At 54.0% G+C, this 26,499-nt stretch carries 25 protein-coding genes and 3 tRNA genes; 16 read left to right on the top strand and 12 right to left on the bottom strand.

Translation table 11 applies throughout. From position 1 onward, the window contains the following. Positions 1 to 11 precede the first annotated feature (11 nt). The 3 genes from idnD to C7434_RS12750 all read left to right on the top strand — a co-directional run bounded on the left by idnD (position 12) and on the right by C7434_RS12750 (position 3,422). The gene (idnD, locus tag C7434_RS12740) at positions 12 to 1,040 is read left to right on the top strand and encodes an L-idonate 5-dehydrogenase (RefSeq protein WP_033740164.1); all 1,029 of its coding nucleotides are present in this window, start codon (positions 12 to 14) and stop codon (positions 1,038 to 1,040) included. Between the two features lie 141 nt (positions 1,041 to 1,181). Beyond that, positions 1,182 to 2,579, top strand: coding sequence for an MFS transporter (locus C7434_RS12745; RefSeq protein ID WP_033740166.1), 1,398 nt, complete (start codon positions 1,182 to 1,184; stop codon positions 2,577 to 2,579). Between the two features lie 102 nt (positions 2,580 to 2,681). Next, positions 2,682 to 3,422 carry a FadR/GntR family transcriptional regulator gene (locus C7434_RS12750; protein WP_033740167.1) on the top strand — a complete coding sequence of 247 codons (741 nt, stop codon included), beginning with the start codon at positions 2,682 to 2,684 and terminating at the stop codon, positions 3,420 to 3,422. Between the two features lie 50 nt (positions 3,423 to 3,472). Here C7434_RS12750 and C7434_RS12755 read toward each other — a convergent pair whose 3' ends face one another. Further along, positions 3,473 to 4,141, bottom strand: coding sequence for a YecA family protein (locus C7434_RS12755; RefSeq protein WP_033740168.1), 669 nt, complete (start codon positions 4,139 to 4,141; stop codon positions 3,473 to 3,475). 382 nt (positions 4,142 to 4,523) lie between these two features. Here C7434_RS12755 and C7434_RS12760 point away from each other — a divergent pair, with 382 nt between their 5' ends. The 3 genes from C7434_RS12760 (at position 4,524) to C7434_RS12770 (ending at position 7,206) form a co-directional block, all read left to right on the top strand. Continuing rightward, positions 4,524 to 5,690, top strand: coding sequence for a serine hydrolase domain-containing protein (locus tag C7434_RS12760; RefSeq protein ID WP_033740171.1), 1,167 nt, complete (start codon positions 4,524 to 4,526; stop codon positions 5,688 to 5,690). A gap of 131 nt (positions 5,691 to 5,821) precedes the next feature. Further along, positions 5,822 to 6,346 carry an RcnB family protein gene (locus C7434_RS12765; protein WP_033740172.1) on the top strand — a complete coding sequence of 175 codons (525 nt, stop codon included), beginning with the start codon at positions 5,822 to 5,824 and terminating at the stop codon, positions 6,344 to 6,346. A 152-nt stretch (positions 6,347 to 6,498) separates the two neighbouring features. Next, complete coding sequence (locus tag C7434_RS12770; protein ID WP_033740173.1) at positions 6,499 to 7,206, top strand: GNAT family protein; 708 nt, start codon at positions 6,499 to 6,501, stop codon at positions 7,204 to 7,206. Positions 7,207 to 7,227: 21 nt separating this feature from the next. Here C7434_RS12770 and C7434_RS12775 read toward each other — a convergent pair whose 3' ends face one another. From C7434_RS12775 to C7434_RS12785, 3 genes are all read right to left on the bottom strand, one after another. After that, on the bottom strand, positions 7,228 to 8,007 hold the full coding sequence (locus tag C7434_RS12775) for a coiled-coil domain-containing protein (protein WP_166649056.1): 780 nt from the start codon (positions 8,005 to 8,007) through the stop codon (positions 7,228 to 7,230). A 234-nt stretch (positions 8,008 to 8,241) separates the two neighbouring features. Continuing rightward, complete coding sequence (gene opgB, locus C7434_RS12780; RefSeq protein WP_033740174.1) at positions 8,242 to 10,533, bottom strand: phosphatidylglycerol--membrane-oligosaccharide glycerophosphotransferase; 2,292 nt, start codon at positions 10,531 to 10,533, stop codon at positions 8,242 to 8,244. Between the two features lie 180 nt (positions 10,534 to 10,713). After that, entirely contained in the window at positions 10,714 to 11,727 is a 1,014-nt protein-coding gene (locus C7434_RS12785) for a capsular polysaccharide synthesis protein (RefSeq protein ID WP_033740175.1), read from the bottom strand. A gap of 502 nt (positions 11,728 to 12,229) precedes the next feature. Here C7434_RS12785 and C7434_RS12790 point away from each other — a divergent pair. After that, positions 12,230 to 13,180 (top strand): YncE family protein, encoded by a 951-nt coding sequence (locus C7434_RS12790; RefSeq protein ID WP_033740176.1) that lies wholly within the window; start codon positions 12,230 to 12,232, stop codon positions 13,178 to 13,180. On the opposite strand, the gene C7434_RS12795 is transcribed toward C7434_RS12790, so the two are convergent. After that, positions 13,177 to 13,731, bottom strand: a complete 555-nt coding sequence (locus C7434_RS12795) for a histidine phosphatase family protein (RefSeq protein ID WP_033740177.1) — start codon at positions 13,729 to 13,731, stop codon at positions 13,177 to 13,179. The genes C7434_RS12790 and C7434_RS12795 overlap by 4 nt on opposite strands. A gap of 585 nt (positions 13,732 to 14,316) precedes the next feature. Between C7434_RS12795 and C7434_RS12800 the strand changes: the two genes are divergently transcribed. From C7434_RS12800 to C7434_RS12815, 4 genes are all read left to right on the top strand, one after another. Next, positions 14,317 to 15,711 (top strand): MFS transporter, encoded by a 1,395-nt coding sequence (locus tag C7434_RS12800; RefSeq protein ID WP_006121824.1) that lies wholly within the window; start codon positions 14,317 to 14,319, stop codon positions 15,709 to 15,711. A 45-nt stretch (positions 15,712 to 15,756) separates the two neighbouring features. Continuing rightward, positions 15,757 to 16,782 (top strand): LacI family DNA-binding transcriptional regulator, encoded by a 1,026-nt coding sequence (locus tag C7434_RS12805; protein WP_033740178.1) that lies wholly within the window; start codon positions 15,757 to 15,759, stop codon positions 16,780 to 16,782. A gap of 9 nt (positions 16,783 to 16,791) precedes the next feature. Beyond that, entirely contained in the window at positions 16,792 to 17,778 is a 987-nt protein-coding gene (locus C7434_RS12810; RefSeq protein WP_033740179.1) for a nucleoside hydrolase, read from the top strand. Positions 17,779 to 17,978: 200 nt separating this feature from the next. After that, a complete protein-coding gene (locus tag C7434_RS12815) occupies positions 17,979 to 19,199 on the top strand; it encodes an MFS transporter (protein WP_033740181.1) in 1,221 nt (406 codons plus the stop codon). Here the strand turns inward: C7434_RS12815 and C7434_RS12820 are convergent. Both C7434_RS12820 and C7434_RS12825 read right to left on the bottom strand, forming a co-directional pair. Then, positions 19,196 to 19,660, bottom strand: coding sequence for a YbaK/EbsC family protein (locus C7434_RS12820; protein WP_033740183.1), 465 nt, complete (start codon positions 19,658 to 19,660; stop codon positions 19,196 to 19,198). The two genes, C7434_RS12815 and C7434_RS12820, sit on opposite strands and share 4 nt — an antisense overlap. A 192-nt stretch (positions 19,661 to 19,852) precedes the next feature. Beyond that, on the bottom strand, positions 19,853 to 20,947 hold the full coding sequence (locus tag C7434_RS12825) for a diguanylate cyclase (RefSeq protein ID WP_039338799.1): 1,095 nt from the start codon (positions 20,945 to 20,947) through the stop codon (positions 19,853 to 19,855). 257 nt (positions 20,948 to 21,204) lie between these two features. Between C7434_RS12825 and C7434_RS12830 the strand changes: the two genes are divergently transcribed. Next, entirely contained in the window at positions 21,205 to 21,438 is a 234-nt protein-coding gene (locus C7434_RS12830; RefSeq protein WP_006121831.1) for a DUF1435 family protein, read from the top strand. A 45-nt stretch (positions 21,439 to 21,483) separates the two neighbouring features. Here C7434_RS12830 and C7434_RS12835 read toward each other — a convergent pair. From C7434_RS12835 to rsmC, 4 genes are all read right to left on the bottom strand, one after another. Continuing rightward, a tRNA-Leu gene (locus tag C7434_RS12835) sits at positions 21,484 to 21,570 on the bottom strand. Between the two features lie 28 nt (positions 21,571 to 21,598). Continuing rightward, positions 21,599 to 21,685 (bottom strand) — tRNA-Leu (locus tag C7434_RS12840). Between the two features lie 30 nt (positions 21,686 to 21,715). Beyond that, positions 21,716 to 21,802, bottom strand: a tRNA-Leu gene (locus tag C7434_RS12845). Between the two features lie 159 nt (positions 21,803 to 21,961). Continuing rightward, on the bottom strand, positions 21,962 to 22,993 hold the full coding sequence (gene rsmC, locus C7434_RS12850) for a 16S rRNA (guanine(1207)-N(2))-methyltransferase RsmC (RefSeq protein ID WP_054634539.1): 1,032 nt from the start codon (positions 22,991 to 22,993) through the stop codon (positions 21,962 to 21,964). A gap of 105 nt (positions 22,994 to 23,098) precedes the next feature. Here rsmC and C7434_RS12855 point away from each other — a divergent pair, with 105 nt between their 5' ends. The 3 genes from C7434_RS12855 to yjjG are packed head-to-tail and all read left to right on the top strand — an operon-like array spanning position 23,099 to position 24,621. Next, positions 23,099 to 23,509, top strand: coding sequence for a DNA polymerase III subunit psi (locus C7434_RS12855; protein ID WP_006121833.1), 411 nt, complete (start codon positions 23,099 to 23,101; stop codon positions 23,507 to 23,509). Next, a complete protein-coding gene (gene rimI / locus C7434_RS12860) occupies positions 23,481 to 23,921 on the top strand; it encodes a ribosomal protein S18-alanine N-acetyltransferase (RefSeq protein ID WP_033740186.1) in 441 nt (146 codons plus the stop codon). Before C7434_RS12855 ends, rimI begins: the two co-directional genes overlap by 29 nt. A gap of 19 nt (positions 23,922 to 23,940) precedes the next feature. After that, positions 23,941 to 24,621, top strand: a complete 681-nt coding sequence (gene yjjG / locus C7434_RS12865; RefSeq protein WP_006121835.1) for a pyrimidine 5'-nucleotidase — start codon at positions 23,941 to 23,943, stop codon at positions 24,619 to 24,621. Positions 24,622 to 24,734: 113 nt separating this feature from the next. Here yjjG and C7434_RS12870 read toward each other — a convergent pair whose 3' ends face one another. After that, entirely contained in the window at positions 24,735 to 25,403 is a 669-nt protein-coding gene (locus C7434_RS12870; protein ID WP_033740187.1) for a YtjB family periplasmic protein, read from the bottom strand. 107 nt (positions 25,404 to 25,510) lie between these two features. Between C7434_RS12870 and serB the strand changes: the two genes are divergently transcribed. Next, positions 25,511 to 26,488: a phosphoserine phosphatase gene (gene serB / locus C7434_RS12875; protein ID WP_033740188.1), complete on the top strand. Its 978-nt coding sequence runs from the start codon at positions 25,511 to 25,513 to the stop codon at positions 26,486 to 26,488. Positions 26,489 to 26,499: the final 11 nt, after the last annotated feature.

Genomic DNA, 26,499 nt, shown 5'->3' on the forward strand with positions numbered 1-26,499 from the left:
TGCATAGCTTAATGACCCAGGCCTGTGTGGCAAAGGGTAAAAAAGACATTGTGGTAGAAGAGCGCGAGCTGCATTACGCAGAAGATGACGTCGTGATAAAAGTGGAGTGCGGCGGCATTTGCGGATCCGATATTCATTATTATCACGAAGGGCGGGCCGGGTTATCCGTCATTCAGCATCCTTTTATTATCGGACATGAATTTGTGGGGCGGATTTATCATGCGCCGGAATCTTCTGCCCTCAAACCCGGACAGAAAGTGGCGGTTAACCCGTCGCAGCCCTGCGGGCGATGTGAATATTGTCAGGCCGGGAAACAAAATGCCTGCCCAACCATGCGCTTCATGGGCAGTGCGCAGTTCACGCCGCATGTGGAAGGCGGGTTTGCACAGTATGTCGTGGTGTCCGCGCAGCAGTGTGTGCCTTACGACGAGCAGGTTCCGGCCAGCGTGATGGCGGTTGCCGAACCCACCGCAGTCGTCATTCATGCGCTTAATGTGGCAGGCAGTATCGTGGGCAAAAAGGTGCTGGTAATGGGCGCAGGCCCCATAGGCGCGTTAGCCATTGCCGCAGCAAAAGCATCGGGCGCAGCGGAAATTGTGGCCTGTGATCTCAGCGAGCGGTGTCGTCGTATTGCGTGTGAAATGGGTGCCGATGTCGCCGTGGACGCGGCCGATACGGCGGCCATGGCCCGCTATTGTGAACACCGGGGCTACTTTGACGTCACACTGGAGGCCAGCGGGGCAGAGGCAGCCATCAGCACCAGTATCCTGGCGACGCGGCCAGGTGGCACGGTGGTTCAAATTGGCATGGGAAAAAGCCCGCTTCATTTTCCTGTCGCGCAGATGCTGGTAAAAGAAATTAGCTGGAAAGGTTCCTTTCGTTTTATTGATGAATTTGCGGTTGCAGTGAAATGGCTGGAAAAAGGCATTATCGATCCGCGACCGATCCTGTCTGGTCAGTATGCGCATCAGGATATTGAAGTGGCTTTGCAGGCCGCCAGTGATAAAACGCAGCATTCAAAAGTGTTAGTCGTCTTTTAAGTTCATTCACAACAGCGCTGTTATTCAGCGTGCAAATAACCTTAATGATCAGGGCGAGTGAAATGCTCTCACGTCTCGCGTGGACTGCGCTCGCCTGTCTTTTATTCACCTGTCAACGCCGGGTTGGCCTCGGGGTAAAACATGAGTCATTCACATACGCGTACAAAAGAACGTAATACGTCTGATCTTGTCAGGGCCTCTGTTTCAGGATGGTTGGGTACCACGCTGGAGTTTATGGATTTCCAGTTATATTCCCTCGGTGCGGCTCTGGTTTTTCATGAAGTCTTTTTTCCCGGGCAATCAGGCGCAATGGCGTTAATTCTGGCCATGGGCACCTACGGCGCAGGTTATATCGCGCGTATTGTGGGCGCCGTCTTTTTTGGCAAAATGGGCGACCGCGTGGGCCGAAAAAAAGTGCTGTTTATGACCATTGCATTAATGGGCATATGCACCACATTAATTGGTGTGTTACCGACCTATCAGCAGGTCGGTATTCTGGCGCCTTTATTGCTGGTCGCGTTGCGCGTAATACAGGGATTAGGGGCAGGGGCAGAAATCGCCGGGGCCAGTACGATGCTGGCGGAATATGCGCCCAAAGGGAAAAAAGGCCTTATCGCTTCCCTGGTTGCCATGGGCACTAACTGCGGCACCTTGAGTGCCACCGCTATCTGGGCCGTCATGTTCTTGTTTTTCACTAACGAAGAGGTCGTCGCCTGGGCATGGCGTATTCCTTTTCTGGCCAGTTTTGTTGTGATGGGGTTTGCGCTCTGGCTGCGCTTTAATTTGAAAGAAAGCCCGGTGTTTGAAAATGTGGCAGCATCCGCAACCGTTACGCTCCGGTCGAAGGAAAGTCAGTCCATTTTTCAGTTAATTCAGGGGAAAGCGTTCTGGATAGCAACCGGCCTGCGGTTTGGCCAGGCCGGAAATTCGGGGATTATTCAGACCTTCCTGGCAGGCTATATGGTGCAAACGCTGTTATTTAATAAAGCGATTCCCACCGATGCCATCATGGTCAGTTCCGTGATTGGTTTTCTGACGATTCCCCTGCTCGGCTGGCTCTCAGACAGGGTCGGGCGGCGCATTCCTTATCGCATACTGACCGTCGGCTCGATCCTCCTGGCCTACCCGATGATTTCACTGATCGTCGACAAGTCCCAGGCTGTCAGCACCATTATGGTGTGCCTGATCGTGATTCATAACATCGCGGTGCTGGGCCAGGCCGCTATTGAAGGGATCACCATGGCAGAGATGTTTGGTTCGCAAAACCGCTTCGCACAAATGGCGATTTCAAAAGAAATTGGCGGGTTGTTTGCCACCGGATTAGGTCCTCTGCTGGCGGGGATATTTTGTCAACTTACCGGCTCCTGGCACCCGATTGCGGTGATGTTAATCTGTTATTCCTGCATCGGTCTGCTGGCGTCACTGATCATGCCTGAGGTGGCCGATCGCGATCTGACCGCAGAAGCCGATGCGGTGGAGGCACAGTCTGCCATCAGTCAGCACAGGGTGTCCGCGCTCAGCCCGCGTCGCGGCGAATAATGACCTGTTTTCGAACGGCGTGCTTTACAGTGTCAACACAGGACTTTGTCTGAAAGGATGAGATAGAATGGCATCATGTAGGACATCATATGAGAAGGTGTTGTGAGCATAAAATCCATTCAGAAACAGAACGTTGTTAACGAAGTGTTCGAGCAAATCAAGGCCCGGCTACTGGACGGTAGCTGGCCCGCGGGCGCTCGCTTGCCTTCTGAAGCGGAGCTGACACACTCTTTCAATGTCAGCCGGGTGAGTGTGCGCAGTGCGGTGCAGCGGTTGCGTGATCTTGGCATTATCATCACCCGTCAGGGCAGCGGCAGCTATGTGTGCGAAGATTTCACGCCGCAGATGCTGAACAGCAGTGCCAGACCGCTGATGCACCTGAGTCGGGAAGCGTTTAATGACATGATGGTGTTTCGTCAGACCGTCGAGTTTAAATGTGTCGAGCTGGCAGTTGAACACGCGACGGAAGACGACATTACCCTGCTTGAGCAGGCCCTGAATAACATGCTCATCAACAAAGGGGATTACAAGAAATACTCGGAGGCCGATTATGAATTTCATCTGGCGATTATCCGGGCTTCCCATAACAGCGTGTTTTACAACGTGATGAAGTCAATTAAGGACATTTACTACTATTACCTGGAAGAGCTGAATCGCTCGCTGGGTATCACCCTTGAGAGCGTGGAAGCGCATATTAAGGTGTTTATGGCGATTAAAAACCGCGATGCGTCTTCGGCAGTGCAGGTGCTGAATGACGCGATGAAGCACAACGTGGTGGCTATCGACAGGATTAAGAACGGCGAAGGTCTGTCACCTGCGCAGCCCGTTCCCGCGCCGCGTTAATGTCATGTACCTGTAACAGTGAATGGGGCCGGTTACCGGCCCCGAGTGGCTTAGTGCAGACAGCACTGCTTGTATTTTTTACCGCTGCCACACGGGCAGGGATCGTTGCGACCGGGCTGCTTTGCTGCCGTGACAGGCTGTTGAACCTGAGGAATCGCCTCAGGCTGCGCAATCCAGTAATCGTGCAGCGCAAGAGCGGCAGGACGTATGGCATCCATGCTGCTTTCCATCTCTTCCGGCGTTAACGCATCGACTTTTTCGAGGTTTTCTTCCTTGCCATGCAGCGCGATGACGTCCAGTGATTCATGCAGTTCGGCAGGCAGCGCAGACCAGTCCGTCAGCGCTACGCCGCGCATATAGCCATAGCACCACTCTTCCACCACGGTGAATTCCAGACCTTCCATTTCACGCACGCCAAACAGCGGCTCAAATTGCTCCGGAAACTCGGACAGGCGGTCAGCGATATCATTCATATGCTGAAAGCAGAGCTCCATAAAGCGCGTCATTTCGCGCTCATTGCTCCATTTAGGGATATGCTTTTCGCCGCCCCAGAGCGCAACCAGCCAGCGGTTGGGTTCAACCGTTGTCGGGCCTGACAGTACGGCGGTGAGCAGGCCATCCAGTTCGGACACATCAAGAATAGATGCTTCGCTACCGTATTTTTCCAGCATATCATCAAGCCACTGCAGCTCTTTCTCGCTTAATGGACCTTCTTTCATGGTTCTCTCCGGGCGTTTCTGGTTCAGCAGAAAATTGACTGCGTGTAAAAGCGCGCAGTGTACACGCTTATGCATCTGATGGCAGCGCCATCAGATGCACAACGCAATAAGGAACACGACAGAGGCATTCTCTCAGTCGCTATGTTACTCTCCCGGCTCCGCAAGGCCTGATGCCAGAGGGAACGACAGGCGGAACGCCGCCTGGCAACCGGATAAAGATTTAGCTGACTGTGCCGATATAAGCACAGCGGTATCATCTTGCAGGATCGCGATGAAGCTTTTCGTCAGCGCCCTGATACGACAATAAGACGGGCGCGAGGACGTGACCAGAAAAAAGACGCTCATCCGGACGTTATCCGGCCTGCTGACCGGATGCTGCGGTATGTTGACACGGTTCGGCATAGTGACGATCGGTGCGGTAGGGTTAACCGCCTGCGGCACACTGTCGCAAACGTCCGCCCCCACGGGCGACAGGCTTTATCTGACTCACAGCGCCTTCCACGATAATCTGGATGACCTGGTGCGCCATTACATGCAGCGCAAACAGGTCTCCGGCATCAGCATTGCCATTATCCACAAAAACGCGCCCACGTTGTTCTACAGCGCCGGCGTGACGGACGATGTCCATCGTTATCCAATTACGCCTGATACCTTGTTTGCGCTGGGCTCCTTGAGTAAAGGCGTAACCGCAGAGGTGATCACGCAACAAGTCGATGAGGGGCAACTGCGCTGGGAAGATACGCTGGCAACCCTGCTACCCGCAACGGTGGCATTGAGCCCGGATGCCCGTCGTATCACGCTGTTACAACTGGTGACGCACACGTCAGGATTGCCGCGCCAGGACATGGACCTGGCGATGTTTATACAGTTCATGACTTATCTTCGCACGGGGCAGAATTTTTACGGCAATCTCGACGATGACCGGGTGCTCAGCTATCTGGCTGACTTTAGGGCACCCCGTCACCGCGTTCCTCAGTATTCAAATCTGGGTTATGCGCTGTTGGGCTATATCTTACGCACCCGATGCCACAGTGATATTGACAGGCTGGCCCGTCAGCGAATCTTTCGTCCACTGGGAATGACGCAAACGAGTTTTGTGCCTGAGCGCCTCAGCGGTTTCCCCACGCGGGCGCTGGGCCATGCTGGCGATCAGCCAAAGTTTATTCCGCGCGGCGATATTACGCCGGACTGGCGCTTCAGACGTAATATGATGGCTGCAGGCAGTCTGTACAGCAATGCCCGCGATCTCAGCGTCTATCTGCGGGCACATTTGACGCCCGGTCCGTATCCTGAAATCAACCGCGCGTTCGCCGGGGTGAATAAACGCGTATACCAACAGGGCAACCAGACGCAGAACATCGCCTGGGTAACGGACCGGCTGGAAGGGCGAAACATCACTTATCAGGTAGGCTATATTGGTGGTTATTCGGCATTTATCGGTTTTGACAGAGAGGCTGGCAATGCGATTGTGGTGCTGCAAAACGCGTTTAACTGGAGTAACTACCTGGGTATCACATTGCTGCTTAACCTGGCAGAAAAAGACAGGTAAGGTGTAAGCAGGAGCCGGAATACGTTGCGATTCCTTACACTTACCTTTATGAGTGATGGAACGGTAATCCTGTTCAGATTGTCTTCAGAGTGGTCTACTGTTATTAAAATCAATTCAATGTGGAAATTATTATGCGCAGGACTCAAATTGCTTTAATTTCAGCGGGTTTACTGTTCGGCTCGCTGAGCCTTATCCCTGCTGTTCAGGCCGCAGGCGAAACCACCGACAATGTGCCGCCGCCGCCGCAGGTTCAACCTGCTGCGCCTGCCAGCCCGTCTGGCGAGTCGAACGTACAGCCAGGCAGTAATGCGGCTCAACCCGAAACGGCACCCGTTCAGTCCCAGGCACCTGCGAGTTCTGACTCTAACGACGGTATTACGCCAACCACGCCATCGCATGCGGAGGGTAATCCCGGTAAGCCGAACTACGATCTCAGCACCATCATCATCGATTACAAAGAGCATAAAATCGGTGATACCGTGCCAGATAAATACCGCAGCAAGACCTATACCATCACGGAGTGGCAGAAACGTAACCTGCCTGCGCCTCAGCCCGGTACGCATTGGGCTTATATCAATGCCAATTACATCCTGATTACCGATGACACCGGTAAGATCGTCATGGGTAAATCAGGCGATATCTTCTTCCGCGGATAACCCCGTCGCCGGACGTCGGCACGACGCAACCGGAGAATGTGAAATAACGGCCTCGTCACGGGGCCGTTTTTTTTCGTTTTATCAGAGTAAGACTTCTCAACCTCTGCGTAACGTGGCAACGTGTTTTGATTAACCGAAACGCAGGAGGCACGATGGCACAGCACCTCAATCAGTATGGTCAACCGGTAGGGCAATCAATGCCCGACTGGCAGTCACGCCCTTTACCACAACGCGAGATTTTTCAGGGACAGGTCTGTCGGCTTGAACCCTTTAGCGTCGCTGCGCATGGGGCGGCACTCTGGCAGGCCTGGTCACTGGCGGAAGATGGTCGTGACTGGACTTACCTTTCAGATGGTCCTTGTGATGATGAGGCCGCATGGTTAGCTCATGCCAGAACCATGGAGGCGAGTCGGGATCCGCTGCATTTCAGTGTGGTTGATCGAAAAACCGACAGGGCTGTGGGGACGCTATCGCTGATGCGTATTGACGCGGCGAATGGTGTGATGGAGGTGGGATTCGTCACCTTCTCCCGCTTACTTCGGCAGACAAGAATGGCGACAGAGGCACATTTTCTGCTAATGCGTTACGCCTTTGAACAGCTTGGCTACCGACGTTATGAATGGAAATGCGACAGCTGCAATCTGCCTTCTCGCCGGGCCGCGTTACGTCTGGGGTTCCAGTTTGAAGGGGATTTTCGCCAGGCCCGCATCTATAAAGGTCGCACGCGCGATACCAGTTGGTTTTCGATCATTGACAGCGAATGGCCGCAGGTGAAAGCGGGTTTTGAACGCTGGCTGGCAGAGACCAACTTCACCCGTGAAGGCCAGCAACGAGAAAAGCTGGAAACGCTTCGGGGCTGAGATCTGCCCCTGCCTGGTCGTTCAGACAAGCATGTATTTCATGGCCGCCATAAGCAGAGTGGTGGTCATGACCATAAGCAGACGTTTAACCCAGCACATATCGTTTTTTAACCCGCCGACATCCGTCCTGATTTCATCCACATCGGTTCTCAGCGTACTGACATCCATAGTCAGCCTGTTCACATCGGTTTTCAGGCTATTAACGTCTGTTCTCAGCACGCTGACATCACTCTTCAGGCTGTCAACGTCCGTTCTCAGTACGCTGACATCACTCTTCAGGGTGTCGACGTCCGTTCTCAGTACGCTGACATCACTCTTCAGGCTGTCAACGTCTGTTCTCAGCACGCTGACATCACTCTTCAGGCTGTCAACGTCTGTTCTCAGCACGCTGACATCACTCTTCAGGGTGTCGACGTCCGTTCTCAGTATGCTGACATCACTCTTCAGGCTATCGAAGTCCGTTCTCAGTATGCTGACATCACTCTTCAGGCTATCGAAGTCCGTTCTCAGTATGCTGACATCACTCTTCAGGCTACCGAAGTCCGTTCTCAGTATGCTGACATCACTCTTCAGGCTACCGAAGTCCGTTCTCAACACGCTGAGATCGGTCTCCATATTCTCAGACTGCTTACTCAGCCTGAGAATATGCTGGTTATGACGCGTAAAAGCCTGCATGACATCAGCGCGCGAGAGTGCGTTGTCCTGCTGTATCTGCGCAAAAATATCGACCATCACTTCGGCCTGACGGTCATTGATGCCTGCCCGTTGCAGACGTTTAAACGCTTTATGTGTATTCATCATTGCGGTCGCCATTCATGCCTCTTCCCGTTTCATCACACCGTGATGGCATCATGACAGGCAAGCCGAAACAGTCACAGTACAGAGGCAATATCTTGCGGATTAAATCCAAAAATATCAATTAGTTAAACAGGTAATAATCATTTTTTTGCGTGGCGCTTCGCAAAAAGATGAGCGCTTTGCTGCTGCCGACATCGCCATTTCAATGCCGGCAGCCAACGTCAGTGGCATGACCACTCAGGGAAGGGAAACGACCTTGAGCTCGACCAGACCAATACCGAGTTTACGCGGATCTTGTCCGGCGATATTGTTGAGGTTACTGAGTTGCGGCTCGGGCGGCGAGAGCGTTAACCGGTGGCTTCCTTCAGGATTGTCAAAACGTAGCGTATGGGTAGAGGGAATCTCCCCCAGCGTCAGCAACTGCTCAGTATCGCCCACCCTGACCGGTATTGGCCGGTGGATGTTCGGACCGTAGGCACGAGCGGTGATCACCAGATCAAAGTGCGCGGGTAACGGATCGACAAACTCAATCGTCACGTCGGGGGCAAGACGGGCATTCGACCAGCGTCCCCAACTTTCCTGGCGCGAAATGCCGCTAAACTGCTTCACACTGGCTGGCGCGCCGGGGATCGCAAACAGAAAGCTTTCAGCGTCATAACGAATCGCATTATCTTCGATGCGCAGCTGTGCCATAGCAAGTTGGTAGCGGGCATTGCTGAGGGGGGCTGCCGGAAACCGGGCTTGACCTTTCCACTGAGGCGTATCAACGCGTGTGACGGTGGGCTGACCCGCAGGTTGCCCCATCGCAACGCACCAGTCACCGGACAGTGCCAGAGAAGGTTGCCAGATGCGGCCCATTTTGAAACAGCGATCGACCCAGATAAACTTCTCATCTGCTTTGAAATCGGCCAGCTGGAAACGCAACGGCGCGGAGTATTCTCCTTCCGGCAGCGGCTCTACATGTTTATCTGTTACGCGCAACAGAATCGGCAATTTAAAGCTGGTTCCGGAAAAGCTGAAAGTATTTTTTGCCTGATTGATAATAAAACTGTCGATTTTGCTGGGAAAATTCCAGAGCTGAATAATATCGGGCTTCCAGTTTAAGACTTTGGTTTTCATGTCCTCAAACTGACTGGATAACGACACCGCTGACAGACTGCTGCGGCCCAGGCCAATCGCATTATCCCCGCCCAGGATATCCAGCAACGTGGCGCCGTTATCCAGCGTACTGCGTTTCATATCAATCACGTCGGTCTCAGGCCGATCGCCGCGAATCACCATAAACAAATCGTGGCGGGGATGCGTTATCAGAAAAGGGTGCGCGGTATTGTTCATCGCCAGATGATCGGAGGCAACCACAATCACCGTGTCAGCGAACCACGGGGACGCTTTGATACGGGCGATCAGTCGGGCGATATGTTCCTGTGAGCAGGACACCGCGCTGAACGACTGGTTGGGTTTGCCCGCATAGCTATAGCTTTTGCGCTGGCAACCGCGAGAAATAAAACCGTCGGGATGGTGCGTGTCGACGGTGAGCGCAAACAGCGCAAACCGTTTTTGCTGGCGTGACAGCGAGGCATAAGTGTCGTAAACCTTATCCAGCACCGTGTCGTCATAATATCCCCAGTTATTGCGGTACGTGGGATCGCGCACCTGATCTTTTAGCTCCTGTGCACCGTACATATGTGCGGCATCGAAACCGTGGGAATGCAAAAAGACATCTTTGCCTGCAAAGCGTAAATCGGCCCCCTGAATAAACCAGTTCTCATAGCCCGAGTTCTTCAGGATATCGCCCAGGCAGATATTTTGTGGATAAAAGCTGGAAAGGGAAGCGGAGGCATTGCCGTCGAAAGGGGCAAAAAGGGGAATGCCGCATTGCGATGCGACCATACCGGCAATGGTGTAATCCGTGCCGGGCAGTTGTTCGGTCTGACTGAAGTCCAGGCTTTGCTCTTTCTCGCGATTCAATTCGGGGGCCAGACCCGGAAAGGCCATCTGGTCGAAATAGGTGCGCTCCAGGCTTTCAGCGTAGATATACACGACATTAAGCGCAGGCCGCTCAATGCGGTTCTTCGGCACCTTATAAACGGTGTCGAAGTCAGAGTCGTCCCGCAGTGAGTAAGAGGTGATCAGTGTGCTGACCTGATGAAAAGCCGGCGTGGTCTGCACCGCACCGGCGGCGCAGATAAATGCGACCAGGCTCCAGCCAGGGTGAAAAGGGCGCTTACGGCGTCGGAGCAGCCATGATAAGGCGCAAAAGAGTAAAAACAGCACGATAAGCAGGCCAAGGCCGGGTACAACATATTTGCTCAGGCCCGCACCGGTCAGGCTGTTTGTCAGTGTATACACCACGGCATCGGTAATGCCCTCGCCCGTAAAATAATTGCTGGCAAACAGCGTGGCATTCAGCACGACAAACAGCATGAGCAACACCAGGACGAGGCAAAACCAGATTCTGTTTCGGCCTGCTTTACAGGAATAAACAGCAATCGCGGTCAGAAAAAGGAGCACTGACACGAATTCGGGCAACGTCACATCCTCTTATTATGTGAACCTGTCTCTTCTGAGGGGGACATTTTCATTAAATTGCGGCTCAATCTAGCTTGGCTGTCATCAGGCTGCAACCTGTCTGCCGCCATTTTGGCGGCAGATTCACATTGCCAACAGATAAAAACACGCCATCGCGAATGCTGAAGAACCCGTGACGGATTACGCGCGTTGCTCCTGGGGGGCCAGCAGTCTGGCGGGCGACGACAGAGTTTGATGCATGACTTCACCTATCAGGCTGGAGCGATTGTAAAAGCGCAGCTTAAGGTTGAAATCAAGATGTGTGCGTTCGCGGGCACTCAGTTTGATCACCGGAGGAGGCGTCAGAGGACGTTGCTGGAATAAAACACAGCGGACAAACGCCGTGCTGTTACCGGCATCAACCCTGTGATAATACCCGGCGCTCGCTTCGGCTTTACGCAAAAAGAAATTGACCCGACGATGTTCGTCCATCGCCAGCTGGTGGGCCAGCGACGGCAGCTCACTGTCAGGATGGCTGAGGTTTTGTCTCAGCGCAGGGAAGTCACTGCGTTTCTTTAACTCCAGTAGATAGTTATGCATACCGACATATTTTACCGGTGCCAGTTGTTTGAGCCATTCCCGGATAAACGGGTTTTGGACGGGCGCGGCGAGAACGCTGGTATCAATCACCGGCCTGAGTGAATGACAGGTGGATTCCTGGCGGTAATAGCCGATCAAATCCCTGGGGCTGAGGCTGTGGGCCTGATGTATCCACGTCAGATCTTCAAACAGTAAGGTATGACAATCAATGCTGATGCCGCCATAACGGAGCAGCAGTTCCAGCCGGATGATGTCGTTTTTTAGCGCCTGCGTCAGATCTGAAGAGATGAACTGCAACTCAGGCAGCCAATGACTCAGCGTTTGCGGAGTCACCAGATGAACATCATGATCCGGATTATCGCGACGAAGTTTGCGAATTGTTAAGGCGACAGAGGCAGGTAACCGTTCGCCAGGCCAATAGAGCCAGACCGTTCTGGCAATGGCAGGCAGTGACTTAGGCACCGCGGTCAGTTCCACATCGTGTTCAAGGCCAGGATCATATTCTGGCGCACTGAGGGCACGGTGCTGTTTCATCGTCAGCAGCATACGGCTGGTGAAGGCGAGTTTTTCCCAATGGCGCCAGAGCGGAAGCAAAGAACGGCGATGCGAAGTCATATTTCACCTGTTATTTTGGTTATTGTGTTTTATGCCGGTCGTCAAAATAACGTGCTTAACTGCCAGCCTGTATCTGAACCGCTATAAAAGCAGGCATCGCTGTACTGCAATGCTTATTCGTCTTGCCGGGTGATGTGACGATGGCATGTGGCAACGACGTTTTGAACAGGCGAAATCAACCACGCCAGATTATTTAATAGAACACAATGTAGTCATTCGCTATGCCTGATAAACACTTTAGGATAAAACGGAAATAACGCTCAGCCGGAAACAAAAATAAATATTTATTCACGCTAATGGTTTATTTGTTTATGACAAACTGAGTCTGTCGCCATGCTGAACATTTAACTTCAAAAAAAACCGATACACTGTGAAGCTGTCAAAGGGATACAGGCTAAATCGGGATAAAAAAATTATTTAGCATATTTTATCAATTCTCAGGTGTACGCAGCCCGATAACCCTTGTCTACGCTTTAAGCTTACCGATGATAAAGGAGATGCCATGTCGTTTGACTCTCGAGGATTACTGGCGATCGACAGACAAACCCGCCGTGCGCTGTTTCTCGATCCCGACACGTTTGCCGTCAGCCAGGCCGTGGACGTGATTCCGACGCGGCTGCATGAACTGCTGATGCTTGCGCCCTGGGGAAAAGCTTTTTTGCCCTTGTACGGCGATGCGATGCGAAGTGAACTCCCGCATCCCGGGCACAAAGTCGCCGTAATTGATCTTCGACGGCGGGAAATTACCGACTACATTGATCTGTCGCCGTCTAAAGCGCCCCACAGCGGTCAGTTAGGGCGGGATGGCAAAGTCTATTTGTGTTGCGAGAATCCAACGGCCGTCGTGGTGATCGACCCGCAGACGCATCGTGTTGAAAAGACCATTCCCATTCCGCTGGATAATACCCATCGCCTGACGCTCTCTCCGAGCGGCCGCAAATTATTTACCGACAACGAGCAGGACGCCACTATCACCGTGGTGGATCTCTGTGAGGCGGAAGGGCGCGTCATTGATACGGTGCTTATGCCGGGCCCCGTTTCGGGTCTGACAGCTTCCCCCAAACATCCCTACCTGATCGCCAGCGCCGCCGATGCGCCCTTGCTGTATGTGGTGGATCGCCAGAGTCATCGTATCCGCCAGAGGCTGGCTTTGCCCGATCATCAGCATCCCTGCCAGAAAGTGCGCTTTAGTCCGGACGGGGACTACCTTATGGCAATGGGTGATCAGGAGCCGACTGTGACACTGTTTGACGAGTTGCTTAATCCGCTGGGGCGAATCACGCTGGCTGGACAACCGCTCGATGGCTGTTTCAGCCCGGACAAAAAAAAGCTGCTGATCACGCATGATGACAATAAGACGTTAAGCGTGATTGATTTGATGCGCCAGACCGTGGTGGTGACCGCAGAAGTGGGCGCGGGTTATGAAACGCTGAGCTACTTCCAAATCGATTAAATAAACGGGCGATGATAAATCGCGGAACTCCAGTGACGGCTGCTGGCATGCTTTTCGGCCTGCCAGCCACGCTTACGCAGTTCGCGGGCAATCATTTTGTTCATAATGCCGTGACCCAGCAATAAAACCGTGCCTTTCTCCGATAAGGCGATCAGCCTTTCTGCGGCGCGCGACGCCCGTGCGCGCGCATGTTGCAGTGATTCGGTCTCGCCCGCGTAACCACACAACCACATCGCACGCAGAATGGCCTGCCAGACAAAGGTGGGTAACTGAAGGCGATCGGCCCGCAGCAGCGGAATGCCGACTTCACTGAACAGCGCATCGACATGATGGGGGCGCAGCCCCAGGTGCGCCAGCGATGAGTGGGCGCGGGGTAACGGACTGCAGACGACAACCGCGGCGTTGCGCGCGATATTGATGCTGCGCTCAGGCGGCCCATCGCTGACCAGCGAAAGATCATAGGCTTCGCACCAGTCCGCCATGCCCTGCGCACTCAAACGGCGGGCAAAAGGGTGGGCGGGTTTGCCGTGTCGCATCAGGATAATGGTCATAACGTGTAAACAGCGTCCTCCAGGTCAGGTGCGGACAGGGCTCTGCGCGACTGTACGCGATACAAACGTGGTGCGTTGTCATTTTGCAGTCACACCAGTATGCGACAACAGCATCTGATGAAAGGTTCTGACGGCCAGTTTGGCTTAATGATAAAAGAAAAGTGAACCGGGTCTAGCGTTATGCTGTTTTTTTGCGCGTCAGGTTACAATTAACTCTCTGATTTTGCGTTAAAAATAGCATCTGATGCAGCTTGATACTAAAGAAAATCTAACAAATTTTCTCAAGTGCTATTGATTTATCTACGCGCGTAGATAAACTAGCTTCCAGTGATTGCTCTCGGTGCCCGATGCACGGTAGGCCGATCGAGGAACAAGTTACATTCGCCAGACTTATACGACCGCTGAAAAATACAGCGGCGAAGCTCGCGATACTGCGGATTCCAACACCAGGGAATCTTTTAACTTTCCTTTCATCATGGTTAGCCAACTGAATGTCGCCACCAGAGCGATTCTTCTGCTTACAGTCAGGGAATTGTCTCTCGGAATGGCATTTATCTATCTGCATATTTTCAAGGGACAGCGTTTATGACGGCACAGCACTCCGTTACGACACAGGCATCACTGCCTTCAACCTCCGCCGCAGATGAGCGGTTTAACACCTCAGCCGGCCGCAAAGATTTTTGGCGCGCTACGGTTTCCTGTTGGTTAGGCACGGCAATGGAGTATGCAGATTTTGCGCTCTATGGCCTGGCTGCGGGCATCATTTTTGGTGATGTCTTTTTCCCCGAACAAACGCCCGCGATGGCACTGCTTGCCAGTTTTGCCACCTGGTCCGTTGGGTTTATTGCCCGTCCGATCGGTGCCCTGTTTTTCGGCTGGCTGGGCGATCGTAAAGGCCGCAAGGTCGTCATGGTCACCACCATTATCCTGATGGGCGCCTCCACCACGTTGATTGGGCTGATTCCCAGCTATGCTTCGATTGGCATCTGGGCGCCGGCCTGCCTGGTGCTGTTACGCTTCAGTCAGGGCTTTGGGGCGGGCGCCGAACTCTCAGGCGGAACCGTTATGCTGGGTGAATATGCACCGGTCAGGCGCCGTGGCCTGGTGTCATCGGTCATTGCACTCGGCTCTAACAGCGGCACGTTGCTGGCCTCGCTGGTCTGGCTGCTGGTGGTGCAAATGGACAAGCAGAGTCTGCTGGAGTGGGGATGGCGCATTCCGTTCCTGAGCAGTGCGGTGATCGCTCTGGTGGCCTTGTGGATCCGTCGTAATCTGCGTGAAACACCGGTATTCGAGCGTAAGAAAGCAGAGCTTGCCGAAACGCGCGCCCAGGTGATTGCCGCGCATCGTTCTGAAGCGGATACACGCCCGTTCTTTCAGCGCACACGTGCCTTCTGGACAATGGTCGGGCTGCGCATCGGTGAAAACGGCCCCTCTTATCTGGCCCAGGGCTTTATTGTGGGCTATGTCGCCAAGGTGCTGATGGTAGATAAATCCGTGCCCACCACGGCGGTGTTTATCGCCTCATTGCTGGGGTTCCTGATTATTCCGTTTGCAGGCTGGCTGTCTGACCGTTTTGGTCGCCGTGTGGTCTATCGCATGTTCTGCCTGCTGCTGATGATCTATGCCTGGCCTGCTTTTACCCTGCTGGATACGCGTGAACCGGCCATCGTGATTCCGGTGATTGTGGTCGGCATGGCGCTGGCTTCTCTGGGCATCTTTGGCGTACAGGCGGCCTGGGGCGTGGAGATGTTCGGCGTGAATCACCGTTATACCAAGATGGCGGTCGCGAAAGAGCTGGGTTCTATTATTTCAGGCGGCACCGCCCCGTTAGTAGCGGCGGCCATGCTCTCTTATACCGGACACTGGTGGTCTATCGCCGTCTATTTTTCCGTGATGGCCACGATTGGTTTCCTGACTACGTTTGTGGCACCGGAAACACGTGGGCGCGACCTTAACCTGCCAGAGGACGCTATCTGAAACAGGCTATGCTAAAGGCAGTGCACGTTAAGTGAGGAAGGGGAAGTGGCGAAACAGGTGAAAACCGCCGTGACGCGGAGTGACGTTGCTAAAGCTGCCGGGACCTCCGTCGCTGTGGTGAGTTATGTCATCAATAATGGCCCGCGTCCGGTCGCGGACGCGACCCGGCAACGGGTACTGGCGGCAATAGAGCAGACCGGCTATCGCCCGAATGCCGCCGCGCGTGCCCTGGCGTCAGGGAATACCAAAACGTTTGGTCTGGTGGTGCCCAATATCAGTAACCCCTTCGTCGCCTCCATGGCGCATATGCTGCTTCAGGAGTCGCTCAACCACGGCCATGTGATGCTGCTGGGTGATGCCGGCGACGATCGCAAGCGTGAACTGGAGCTGATTCAGGGGCTGCTGAACCGTCAGGTCGACGGTCTGTTTTACACCAGTGTCGATCGCCATCCTTTCATCGATATCATCAAAGCCAGCGGGACACCGCTGGTCATGCTGGATCGGGTCGACCCACAACCCGGTGTCAGCATGCTGCGGGTAGATGAGCGTGACGCGGCGTTTCAGGTGACGTCGCATTTACTCAGCCATGGCTATCAGCAGGTCGGGATGATCAGCGGTCCCCGGGACATGCTGAATGCGCAGGATCGTATTCAGGGCTGGCGCGATGCGCTGCGGGCGTATGGTTTGCCAGCCGATGATGCCAATATTTTCCCCGCAACCTATACACGTGAGGGCGGCTATCAGGCTGCTTTACGTATGATTGCCAGTAAACGGGTGCCGCGCGCCCTGTTTGCCAGCAACGAAGGTCAGGCGATTGGCTGCATTCGCGCCTTCAGCCAGCATGGTCTTCGTGTGCCGGACGATGTGGCCCTGGTCTGTTTTAACGGAACCGATCAATCCGCCTACCATGTTCCGGCATTAACCACCGTGCGCCAGCCGGTTAAAGAGATGGCTCGCTGTGCGATTCATATGCTGAAAGCGTGGAATGGCGAGGCACGGATTGAAGCATTCCCACACCAACTTGAGATTGGTGAATCTTGTGGCTGTCGGCCATCAGAACAAAACAAATAAAGCGACCTAATGAAAAGACTGATTATTGATTGCGATCCGGGGAACGGGATTGCCGGGGCCAATACTGATGATGGCCTGGCCCTTTCCCTGGCGTTAGCCTCACCAGGGCTCTCGCTGGAGTTAATTACGACGGTCGCCGGGAATACCCCGAGTGATGTCGGTGCACGAGTCGCTAAAGACTTAATGGCGCGGCTGGGCTGTGCGGTTCCTGTCGTACAGGGGGCTACGCGGGCGTTGTGCGAAGACCCTGCGCCCTGGCGCGCGCTACTGGATAAGCGGGTCGAACAACTCGACCTGATGGCGTTATGGCAGGGCGTTCCTCAGCCTGCGGCATTACCGGCTGACGGAAACGATGCTGCTGAGGCGATGGGGCAGCTCATCTGTGATAATCCCGGCGAGATCACCCTGATTGCGATTGGCCCGTTGACCAATGTGGCGCTGGCCATGCAGCGTTTTCCCGCAATGGCCGAATCGGTAGCCGAGATTGTGATTATGGGGGGTGTCTTTGCGCTGGAAGACTACATCAAAGACACGAATTTCGGTGTGGATCCCGAGGCGGCTCATCAGGTGTTGCACAGCGGTGCCGCCATTACCCTGGTGCCGATGGATGTGACAACACAAACCATGCTGACCCAGGCCGATCTCAAACGTCTTACCCGGCACGCTCATCCGCTGACCCGTTTTGTGCGGGAAACGTTGCAGCCCTGGATAGATTATTCAATGCAGACCCGGCATCTGCCAGGTTGCTGGATTCATGACGCGCTGGTTGTCGCCTGGTTGCTTAATCAGCGTGTCGCCTGGGGCACGGATTACCGGGTCGATATTGAGCTCCGTCCGGGAGCCACACGCGGGAAAAGCTGGCGTTATCGTCAACCCCTGCGGCTGGATGTCGGTATCCCACCGGACAGCGGTGCGCTGGTACATGTGCTGCACAGTGTGGATAACGCTCTTTTGCTGTCCATCATTGAGTCGGCATTTCAACATCTTCCTGAATAACGTACAGGCGATTCGTCGCCTGACCTGCTGGCAGAAAGTCAGACACGCTTTCTTACAGCCTGATCCACTGCCTCACAATTACGCAATACGCTCTCCTCCTAAACATGATGTATACATTTGATTAACAATCACATCACTCTTCGTTAGCCACCAGAAAATTTTTGGGCGGAGCGCCAGAGTGTCTCAGAGAGGAGACTTGTATGCTTGACTGGACATCGACCCAGCGCAATGTGGCTTTCGCCTGTTTTGCCAGTTGGACGCTGGACGCTTTCGACTTTTTTATTCTGGTGTTTGTCCTGAGTAATCTTGCTCAGTACTTCCATAATTCCGTCACCGACGTGTCGGTCGCTATCATGCTGACGCTGGCGGTGCGCCCGCTGGGTGCCTTACTGTTTGGCCGGATGGCGGAAAAATATGGCCGCAAGCCCATCCTGATGCTGAATATCGTCTTTTTCTCGGCGTTTGAGCTGTTGTCCGCCTGGTCACCCACCTTCACCGCATTTCTGGCCTTTCGTGTTTTCTACGGTATTGCCATGGGCGGAATCTGGGGCGTGGCATCCTCGCTGGCGATGGAGACGATACCCGATCGTTCACGCGGTCTGATGTCGGGACTGTTCCAGGCGGGTTATCCCTGTGGCTATTTGCTGGCGTCCATTGTGTTCGGTCTGGTTTTCGACATGGTAGGCTGGCGCGGCATGTTTCTTATCGGCGCTGTCCCGATTCTGTTGTTGCCGTTCATCTACTTTAAAGTCCCGGAATCCCCGGTCTGGCTGGCCGCGCGTGAACGTAAAGAAAGCAGTGCCCTGATGCCCGTCCTGCGCCAGCACTGGAAAATATGTATTTACATGGTGCTGCTGATGGCCTGTTTTAACTTTTTCAGCCACGGCACGCAGGATCTGTATCCGACTTTCCTCAAAGTGCAGCATCAGTTTGATGCGCACACGGTCAGTATTATTGCTATCGCCTACAACATCGCTGCGATGCTGGGGGGCATTTTCTTCGGTACGCTGTCAGAACGCATTGGGCGCAAGCGAGCCATTATTATCGCGGCGCTGCTGACGCTGCCTGTGTTGCCGTTGTGGGCCTTTTCCAGCGGTTCCTGGACGATTGGACTTGGCGCCTTCCTGATGCAGTTTATGGTGCAGGGCGCCTGGGGCGTGATCCCGACTTACCTGAACGAACTGGTTCCGGGAAACGCAAGAGCAGTGTTGCCCGGCTTTGTTTATCAGTTGGGGAATCTCATTGCGTCCGTCAACGCGACGCTGCAGTCGCGCATTGCTGAAGCGCATGGCGGCAATTACGGTCTCGGTATGGCCATTGTAGCCGGGACGGTGGCAGTATTGATTTGCCTGTTTGTCGCCTTTGGCCGGGAAACGCGCGGCATGACAATTTCGGGAACGGTGGCAAAGCAGACGCACTAGCGCGTTTCACAGACATCTACCCATTTTGCCGCAGTGAGTTCAGCCATTTGCTGCGGCGAAATGCGGACAGCGCTGTGAATCGATCCTGCGGCAGGCAACACTTCATCAAAGCTTTTTAACGAGATATCGCAATACACGGTCACCGGGTTTTCCAGGCCAAAAGGGCAGACGCCGCCCACAGGATGCCCGGTCCAGTTAATCACTTCGTCCACACTCAGCATGCGCGCTTTCGCACCCATCACCGCTTTCAGCTTACGATTATCTAACCGTGCATCACCGCGTGTGACCACCAGGATCACCTCATTTTTCACTTTGAGTGACAGCGTTTTCGCAATTTGTCCCGGTTCAACACCGTGAACACGTGCCGCCATTTCTACCGTTGCCGTACTGTATGGCATCTCAATGATGTCTATTTCCGGCGCACGCTCGGCAAAAAACTGGCGTACAGACTCCAGGCTCATTTTTTACTCCCGACTAATCGAAGGCGTAGAAATTGCCATAAGCCCGCGGTGGTGTAAACGGCAGAGCGAAAGAATAGGTAACAGAATGCATAACGGTACGTTAACAGAGAGCTATGGCCGTCAGGCCGGGGACAGACAGCCCCCGGTGATGTACGTGCCGACGGCTGGTGGTCCTGCGACCCGGCACGGCGGTTAGCCGATCTCGCTGACGGTGTTGTGAAGTACGGGGAGATCTTCCCAGGCGAGGATGGTATTGCGCCCCTGATTTTTTGCCACGTAAAGCGCACGGTCGGCGTTCGCAACCGCCTGATCAAATTCATCATCGTAAATAGGGGCAATGCCTGCGCTGATAGTCACATGCGTAGAAACGCGCTCATTAAACATATGCGGTATTTCCAGGTTGACGACATATTGCCGAATACGTTCAGCCAGTTTCATGGCAATCGAGGCATTCACATTGGTCATCAGCACAAGAAATTCTTCGCCGCCATAACGGGTTACCACATCACGTGACCGAACGGCGTCACGAATAGCGACGGAAACGCGGGCCAGCGCCTGATCGCCCATCGCGTGGCCGTAATTATCGTTGTAGGCCTTAAAATGGTCGATATCAAGCAATAACACATAATGGCTACCCGCATGATTATCCAGAATGTTATCAAGGCGGTTCTTCAGTCCGCGGCGGTTATATAAACCGGTTAACGGATCGAGCATACTGAGATCGCTAAACGATTCTTTCTCTTCATATAATTGATACATTAAGCGCAGTGTAAAATCTTCCGAACGTCGGCGCATTAAATGTTGTAAAGAAAACCCGATCAGCGGCAGGGCAATGGTCAATAAAATCAAGGGCAAATGCTGTCCGTGATCCAGCATCAGCACGGTGAGCATTGCGGGCGTGATGTGCAAACAAAACGCCACTAAATAATCGCTTAAGGCAATCGCACTGATAAAAAAAACGCACAGCAGACTGACAATCAGAAATCCACCATCCGTCAAAGAAACAAACTGGTAGCGGTGCTGAATATGCCACGCCCATAACCCGCCTAAAATCAACGCCACAGGATTTAACAGGGGTAATTTTAGTTTTGCCTTTATTAAACACGTGGCCAGCATCGTCATACTGAAGAAAGCCACCATAATCACCGGTAAAGTAACTTGTGTTTCATTGTTTTCTGCTAAAGGGAGCAGACAAAATAGTGAAACTGCAGCGTTTAAAAACAAAAAGAGCATGAAAGAAAGGCGGTATTTGCTGTGTTTCAATTCATCATAAGATTCTATTTTCATTATTAATACTCGTGACGGCCCTGAAATAACAAAGCAAAAGCCGGCAAATGATTTCAGCCGAACGACAGATTTAATATTGCTGTTATAAATTGTGTAATCAGCCGCAATTTAGCATTTTCTTGTTTCTCTGTCATCTTCCCGCCGGGCCACAAAAAACAAGCTGCGCATTGAGAATAGTTATCATATGATAATGGGAATGGTTATCATCCATGTGATCAGGTACTGTCCTGACAGCGATGACAGATGAGGAGACGATGATGCGCGGGATAAAACTGGACAGTGCATGGGCGGGCGTACTGGCCTGTGCGGTAATACCAGCCATGACGCTGTGGCAACCCAGCTTCGGGCAGTGGCGTATGATGATGTTGGTGGCGTTACTGCTGACAGTGCTGATGCTGTTTAATCAGCGGATGCGGCATTATGTGTTACTGCCTTCCTGTCTGGCGCTGGCGAGCGTGCTGGCCGCGATTAGCGTGAGATTAACCGGATAGTAACAGTAAAAAGGGAGCAGAAGAAAAAGAGAGGGAGGACAACGTTGGTGCGAAGAGAGGGACTTGAACCCTCACGTCCGTTAAGACACTAACACCTGAAGCTAGCGCGTCTACCAATTCCGCCACCTTCGCATCCTGTTGTCTTTTCATATCACCGCATTGGTGCGAAGAGAGGGACTTGAACCCTCACGTCCGTTAAGACACTAACACCTGAAGCTAGCGCGTCTACCAATTCCGCCACCTTCGCGCAGTGCTCGCGATATGAAATCTGTGATTTTGGTGCGAAGAGAGGGACTTGAACCCTCACGTCCGTTAAGACACTAACACCTGAAGCTAGCGCGTCTACCAATTCCGCCACCTTCGCATACCCGTAATACGTTACCGTATTACAACCACGGAGGCGCATTTTAGAGATTTTACTCAATGCGTCAACACATATTTCGCCAGACGGAAACGATCGCTGCAAAAAGCAACGTTTTCAGCCTGGCAACACGCAAAAAGGGCGAAAAAGGCAGAAAAAAGATTAACGGGCTTTCGCACCGCGACCGTAAACGGCACGGTAAACTTTGAAGCGACCGGTCTGCGCCAGCACTTCATGATTGCCAAAGGTTTCGTCCAGCACCTGGGGATAAGGCAGGAAGGCATTCGCCACAATGCGCAGTTCTCCGCCGCTGTTAAGGTGCTTAACGGCACCACGAATCAGCGTTTGTGCTGCATCCAGGCTGGTCTGGGTGCCTTCATGAAACGGCGGGTTGGAGATAATCATGTCAAAGCGCCCGGTGACATCGGAAAAGACGTTACTGGCAAACACTTCGCCTTCCAGACCGTTAGCGGCCAGGGTGGCTTTGCTGGCCTCGATTGCGGCGGCATGGACATCGCATAACCACAGGCGCACTTTGGGCGAATGCGCCGGTAACGACGCCGCAATCACGCCTGCACCACAGCCGATATCCAGCACTTTGCCTTTGGTATGGGGCGTGAATGTTGAAAGCAGTAACGCGCTGCCGGCATCCAGGCCGTCGCGGCTGAAAACGCCAGGTAAGGTATGGATGGTCAGGTCATCCAGCTGATAGCGGTTGCCAAAGGCCGAAGCATCAAAGGCGGGCTGCTTCTCCAGACGTCCGTGATAAAGACCGCAGCGACGCGCACTGTCGATTTTTTCCAGGGTCACCCACTGCTCCAGCATGCCTTCTGCGCTGCGCACGCCGCTGCGGTTCTCACCGACGACAAACACATCACAGCCGACGGGCAGTAACGACAGCAGGTTCTGCAACTGAAACTGCACTTCAGGTTTGTTTTTGGTCCAGAAGTAAACCAGCGTATCGCAACCCTGCACATCGTCGGCCTGCGCAACCAGTCCATAACGCGCCTGGTCGCCCAGGCGGCGGCTCAGGTTTTGCCAGTGATGATATTGTTGGGTATGCACACGGGAAGAGGCAGTCTCCAGCTGTGCGGGCAGGTCATCCTGCAGGTCGCCAGCAAATAAAACGTGGCGGGTGGAAAATTCATCACTGTGGCGCAGAATGACTTCACTGGCCGGGGTAAAAGCAGACATGTCGGGCTCCTGTAAGATCTGAGCGGAGATTATAGTGGTTTGTTGGCGCATGTTCGATGGGTTTGCTAGCATAGCGTCGCATTCCGCGAGCAAAGCAGGTATACCATGACGTCCAGGCGCGACTGGCTTTTACAGCAAATGGGGATAACGCAGTATCAACTGCGCCGCCCGCGCGTGCTCCAGGGCGAAATCGCCGTGCGGCTTTTGCCGGATACCCAACTGATTATCGTGGCGGAAAATCCGCCCGGTTTGCAGGAGCCTTTCCTGCGTGATGTTCTGCACACGCTCGGTCTGAAACCCACTCAGGTCATGACCGTTACGCCGGATCAACTGCAAATGCTGCCGGAAACGTTGAACTGTGCAGGGTGGTTGCTGGGCGTTGAGAGCGAGCAATCCTTTAACGGCGTGGCGTTATCGAGCGCCTCTTTCAATGAACTCCTGAGTAGCGGTGCCGCCCGGCGCGCGCTCTGGCAACAAATGTGTGAACATGACAGCCATTTCTTTTCTCACGCCTGACGCGATTCCCCAGGCTTTCGCGATTGAGTGCCGTAGCCATGCGTTTCCATGGCGCGAAGAGACCTTTATCAGCAACCAGGGCGAGAGGTTTCTCAACCTGCGGCTGGATGTCGAGGGCCAGATGGCCGCCTTTGCCATTACCCAGGTGGTGCTGGATGAAGCTTCGCTGTTTAATATCGCTGTCGATCCGGCGTATCAACGGCGCGGCTTCGGGCGGGCGCTGCTGCAGCATTTAATCGATCAACTGCTTGCACGCAATGTGATGACGCTGTGGCTGGAGGTGCGTGCGTCCAATGCACCGGCCATCGCGCTGTACGAACAGCTGGATTTCAACCAGGTCAGCCGCCGTACCAACTATTACCCTTGTGCCAGTGGCCGTGAAGATGCCTTGATCATGGCGCTGACGCTGTAGCCGCTTGTAAGGAATGTCGATGTTAGATAACTGGGATTGCATTCTGTTTGATGCAGATGACACGCTGTTTCACTTTGATTCGTATGCCGGCCTGCAACGCCTGTTTGCCGGGTACGATGTCCGGTTTACCGACCAGGATTTTGCAGATTACCAGGCGGTCAACAAGCCGTTATGGGTGGAATACCAGAATGGCCAGTTATCCGCACTGGAGCTTCAGACTCGCCGCTTTGCCGGCTGGGGGCAAAAACTGAGCGTGGCGCCGGCCATTCTTAACGATGGCTTTCTGTCAGCGATGGCGGAAATTTGCCTGCCGCTGGAGGGCGCAGACAGCCTGATGACGCTGCTGCACGGCCGCGTCAAAATGGGCATCATTACCAACGGCTTTACCGCCCTGCAGCAGCGCCGTCTGGAGCGTACCGGCTTTCTTGATTACTTCTCTGCGCTGGTGGTGTCAGAAGAAGTGGGCGTGCCTAAGCCTGACGCCAGAATCTTTGACTATGCGCTCGCGCAGCTGGGAAACCCACCGCGCGATCGGGTGCTGATGGTCGGCGATACGCCGGAATCCGATATCCTTGGCGGCATGAATGCCGGTATTAAAACCTGTTGGGTTGACCATGGGACGCGCCCCTTGCCTGACGCAATTAAACCCGACTGGCGGGTGAACACGTTATCAGAGCTGGAGGCGCTGCTCAGAGGCTGACTCTCGCCCGAAGTGCAACGTCAGTAAGGCCCGTGAAACGGGCCTTTTACATTGGGCTAAGCGTTAAGGAAAGCAGGAGAGGGCTGTCAGACGTTGACCTGTAAACCCTTCCGTCACGCGGAAGGTTTCGCGGCGTCGTCTTTTTTCTCGTCCTCTTCGTCATCCTCTTTCACAGGCGTACTGGCCGTGAGCAAAAACGGAGACTGCTGCCAGCGCGTGCGACGGTCGCGCAGTAACGTGCGACTCAGGATGATGCCAATGGCCAGCGCCAGCAGCATCATCAGGCGCAGAATATTGGTGGTGTTATCCACCTGGCGTGATTCGGTGACCAGCACGTGCGTATCCAGCGTAACGCGCAGAAAGCCAGCAGGGCCATTGCTGCCGCTGAGCGGCTGGACAATTTGATGATTAAAGTAACTGCCCGCGCGCTTGCCATCCAGCGCCAGCCGATCGCGCACGTTGATATTTTCGCCGCTGTGCGCCACCAGGCTGCCATCGCCTGCATAGACGGACGCATCCAGAATACGGCTGTTGTCGGTCATCTGACTGATGATGGCCTCAATCTGGCTACGATTGTCTTCGCTGTTATCCATCAAGGGTTTCAGACTGAAAGCCACTTGCCGGGTCAGCGTCTGGGCCAGCTCTTCTGCCTGTTCAGAACGGGCCATTTGATGGCCAAGGCTAAACCAGGATGCGCCTTGCATAAGCACCACTAACAGCGCCAGTGAAATCAAAACAATCACCGTGCGATGTAAGCGAAATTTCAGTGCGGTTTTAGCCATTAATTATCCGAATCACGTGACGACAGAAAGCCTGGATATTATGTTGCCAGAAGCAGCGCAGACAAGGTAGCCTCTTGCGTGGTTTTGTTGTTCCTACAGGAGCCCTGATGTCAAATCATCTTACCTGGTGCGATCTGCCTGCTGATGTCTCTCTCTGGCCGGGGTTGCCCCTTTCACTGAGCGGTGATGAAGTCATGCCGCTGGATTACCGTGCTGGCCGAACCGGCTGGTTACTCTATGGCCGCGGTCTGGATAAACAGCGTCTGACCGATTACCAGCATCAGCTTGGGGCCGCCATGGTGATCGTCAGCGCCTGGAACGTCGACGACTATCAGGTTATCCGCCTGGCGGGCTCCCTGACGCCGTTTGCCAGCAAACTTGCGCACGAGCTGGCGCTGGACGTAGCGCCGCTGGGGAAAATCCCCCACCTGAAAACGCCGGGCCTGCTGGTTATGGACATGGATTCTACCGCCATCCAAATCGAATGTATTGATGAGATAGCCAAACTGGCGGGCTGCGGCGAGCAGGTGGCAGAAGTCACCGAGCGGGCGATGCGCGGCGAGCTGGATTTTACCGCCAGCCTGCGCCAGCGCGTGGCGACGCTGAAAGGGGCGGATGCCAATATTCTTAAGCAGGTGCGCGACGAACTGCCCTTAATGCCGGGTCTGACCACGCTGACCAAAAAATTACAGGCGCTGGGCTGGCAGGTCGCGATTGCCTCAGGTGGCTTCACCTATTTTGCCGAGTTCCTGCGCGATAAGCTGCATCTGGCGGCAATAGCCGCTAATGAACTGGAAATCCGGGACGGAAAACTCACCGGCGAGGTGCTGGGTCCTGTCGTTGACGCACAGTACAAAGCAGAAACGTTGAAAAAGCTGGCGAAGCGTTTTGAGATTGCTCCAGAGCAGACCGTGGCGATCGGCGACGGTGCCAATGATTTGCTGATGATAAAAGCGTCGGCGCTGGGCATTGCTTACCATGCCAAACCGAAAGTCAATGAGCAAACCGCCGTCACGATTCGCCATGCCGATTTGATGGGCGTGTTTTGCATCCTGACCGGTAGCCTGATTCACGAAGAGCGTTAACTGAGGAGTTG

Origin of the sequence: Pantoea sp. PNA 14-12, assembly GCF_004364735.1 — a bacterium.
Taxonomy (GTDB): Bacteria; Pseudomonadota; Gammaproteobacteria; order Enterobacterales; family Enterobacteriaceae; genus Pantoea; species Pantoea stewartii.

What these genes read in the sequence shown, in the direction of transcription:
- idnD (WP_033740164.1), top strand. Translation starts at nt 12, where the DNA reads ATGACCCAGGCCTGTGTGGCAAAGGGTAAAAAAGACATTGTGGTAGAA.
- C7434_RS12745 (WP_033740166.1), top strand. Translation starts at nt 1,182, where the DNA reads ATGAGTCATTCACATACGCGTACAAAAGAACGTAATACGTCTGATCTT.
- C7434_RS12755 (WP_033740168.1), bottom strand. Translation starts at nt 4,141, where the DNA reads ATGAAAGAAGGTCCATTAAGCGAGAAAGAGCTGCAGTGGCTTGATGAT.
- C7434_RS12760 (WP_033740171.1), top strand. Translation starts at nt 4,524, where the DNA reads ATGTTGACACGGTTCGGCATAGTGACGATCGGTGCGGTAGGGTTAACC.
- C7434_RS12765 (WP_033740172.1), top strand. Translation starts at nt 5,822, where the DNA reads ATGCGCAGGACTCAAATTGCTTTAATTTCAGCGGGTTTACTGTTCGGC.
- C7434_RS12770 (WP_033740173.1), top strand. Translation starts at nt 6,499, where the DNA reads ATGGCACAGCACCTCAATCAGTATGGTCAACCGGTAGGGCAATCAATG.
- C7434_RS12775 (WP_166649056.1), bottom strand. Translation starts at nt 8,007, where the DNA reads ATGATGAATACACATAAAGCGTTTAAACGTCTGCAACGGGCAGGCATC.
- C7434_RS12785 (WP_033740175.1), bottom strand. Translation starts at nt 11,727, where the DNA reads ATGACTTCGCATCGCCGTTCTTTGCTTCCGCTCTGGCGCCATTGGGAA.
- C7434_RS12790 (WP_033740176.1), top strand. Translation starts at nt 12,230, where the DNA reads ATGTCGTTTGACTCTCGAGGATTACTGGCGATCGACAGACAAACCCGC.
- C7434_RS12795 (WP_033740177.1), bottom strand. Translation starts at nt 13,731, where the DNA reads ATGACCATTATCCTGATGCGACACGGCAAACCCGCCCACCCTTTTGCC.
- C7434_RS12800 (WP_006121824.1), top strand. Translation starts at nt 14,317, where the DNA reads ATGACGGCACAGCACTCCGTTACGACACAGGCATCACTGCCTTCAACC.
- C7434_RS12810 (WP_033740179.1), top strand. Translation starts at nt 16,792, where the DNA reads ATGAAAAGACTGATTATTGATTGCGATCCGGGGAACGGGATTGCCGGG.
- C7434_RS12815 (WP_033740181.1), top strand. Translation starts at nt 17,979, where the DNA reads ATGCTTGACTGGACATCGACCCAGCGCAATGTGGCTTTCGCCTGTTTT.
- C7434_RS12820 (WP_033740183.1), bottom strand. Translation starts at nt 19,660, where the DNA reads ATGAGCCTGGAGTCTGTACGCCAGTTTTTTGCCGAGCGTGCGCCGGAA.
- C7434_RS12825 (WP_039338799.1), bottom strand. Translation starts at nt 20,947, where the DNA reads ATGAAAATAGAATCTTATGATGAATTGAAACACAGCAAATACCGCCTT.
- C7434_RS12830 (WP_006121831.1), top strand. Translation starts at nt 21,205, where the DNA reads ATGCGCGGGATAAAACTGGACAGTGCATGGGCGGGCGTACTGGCCTGT.
- rsmC (WP_054634539.1), bottom strand. Translation starts at nt 22,993, where the DNA reads ATGTCTGCTTTTACCCCGGCCAGTGAAGTCATTCTGCGCCACAGTGAT.
- C7434_RS12855 (WP_006121833.1), top strand. Translation starts at nt 23,099, where the DNA reads ATGACGTCCAGGCGCGACTGGCTTTTACAGCAAATGGGGATAACGCAG.
- rimI (WP_033740186.1), top strand. Translation starts at nt 23,481, where the DNA reads ATGACAGCCATTTCTTTTCTCACGCCTGACGCGATTCCCCAGGCTTTC.
- yjjG (WP_006121835.1), top strand. Translation starts at nt 23,941, where the DNA reads ATGTTAGATAACTGGGATTGCATTCTGTTTGATGCAGATGACACGCTG.
- C7434_RS12870 (WP_033740187.1), bottom strand. Translation starts at nt 25,403, where the DNA reads ATGGCTAAAACCGCACTGAAATTTCGCTTACATCGCACGGTGATTGTT.
- serB (WP_033740188.1), top strand. Translation starts at nt 25,511, where the DNA reads ATGTCAAATCATCTTACCTGGTGCGATCTGCCTGCTGATGTCTCTCTC.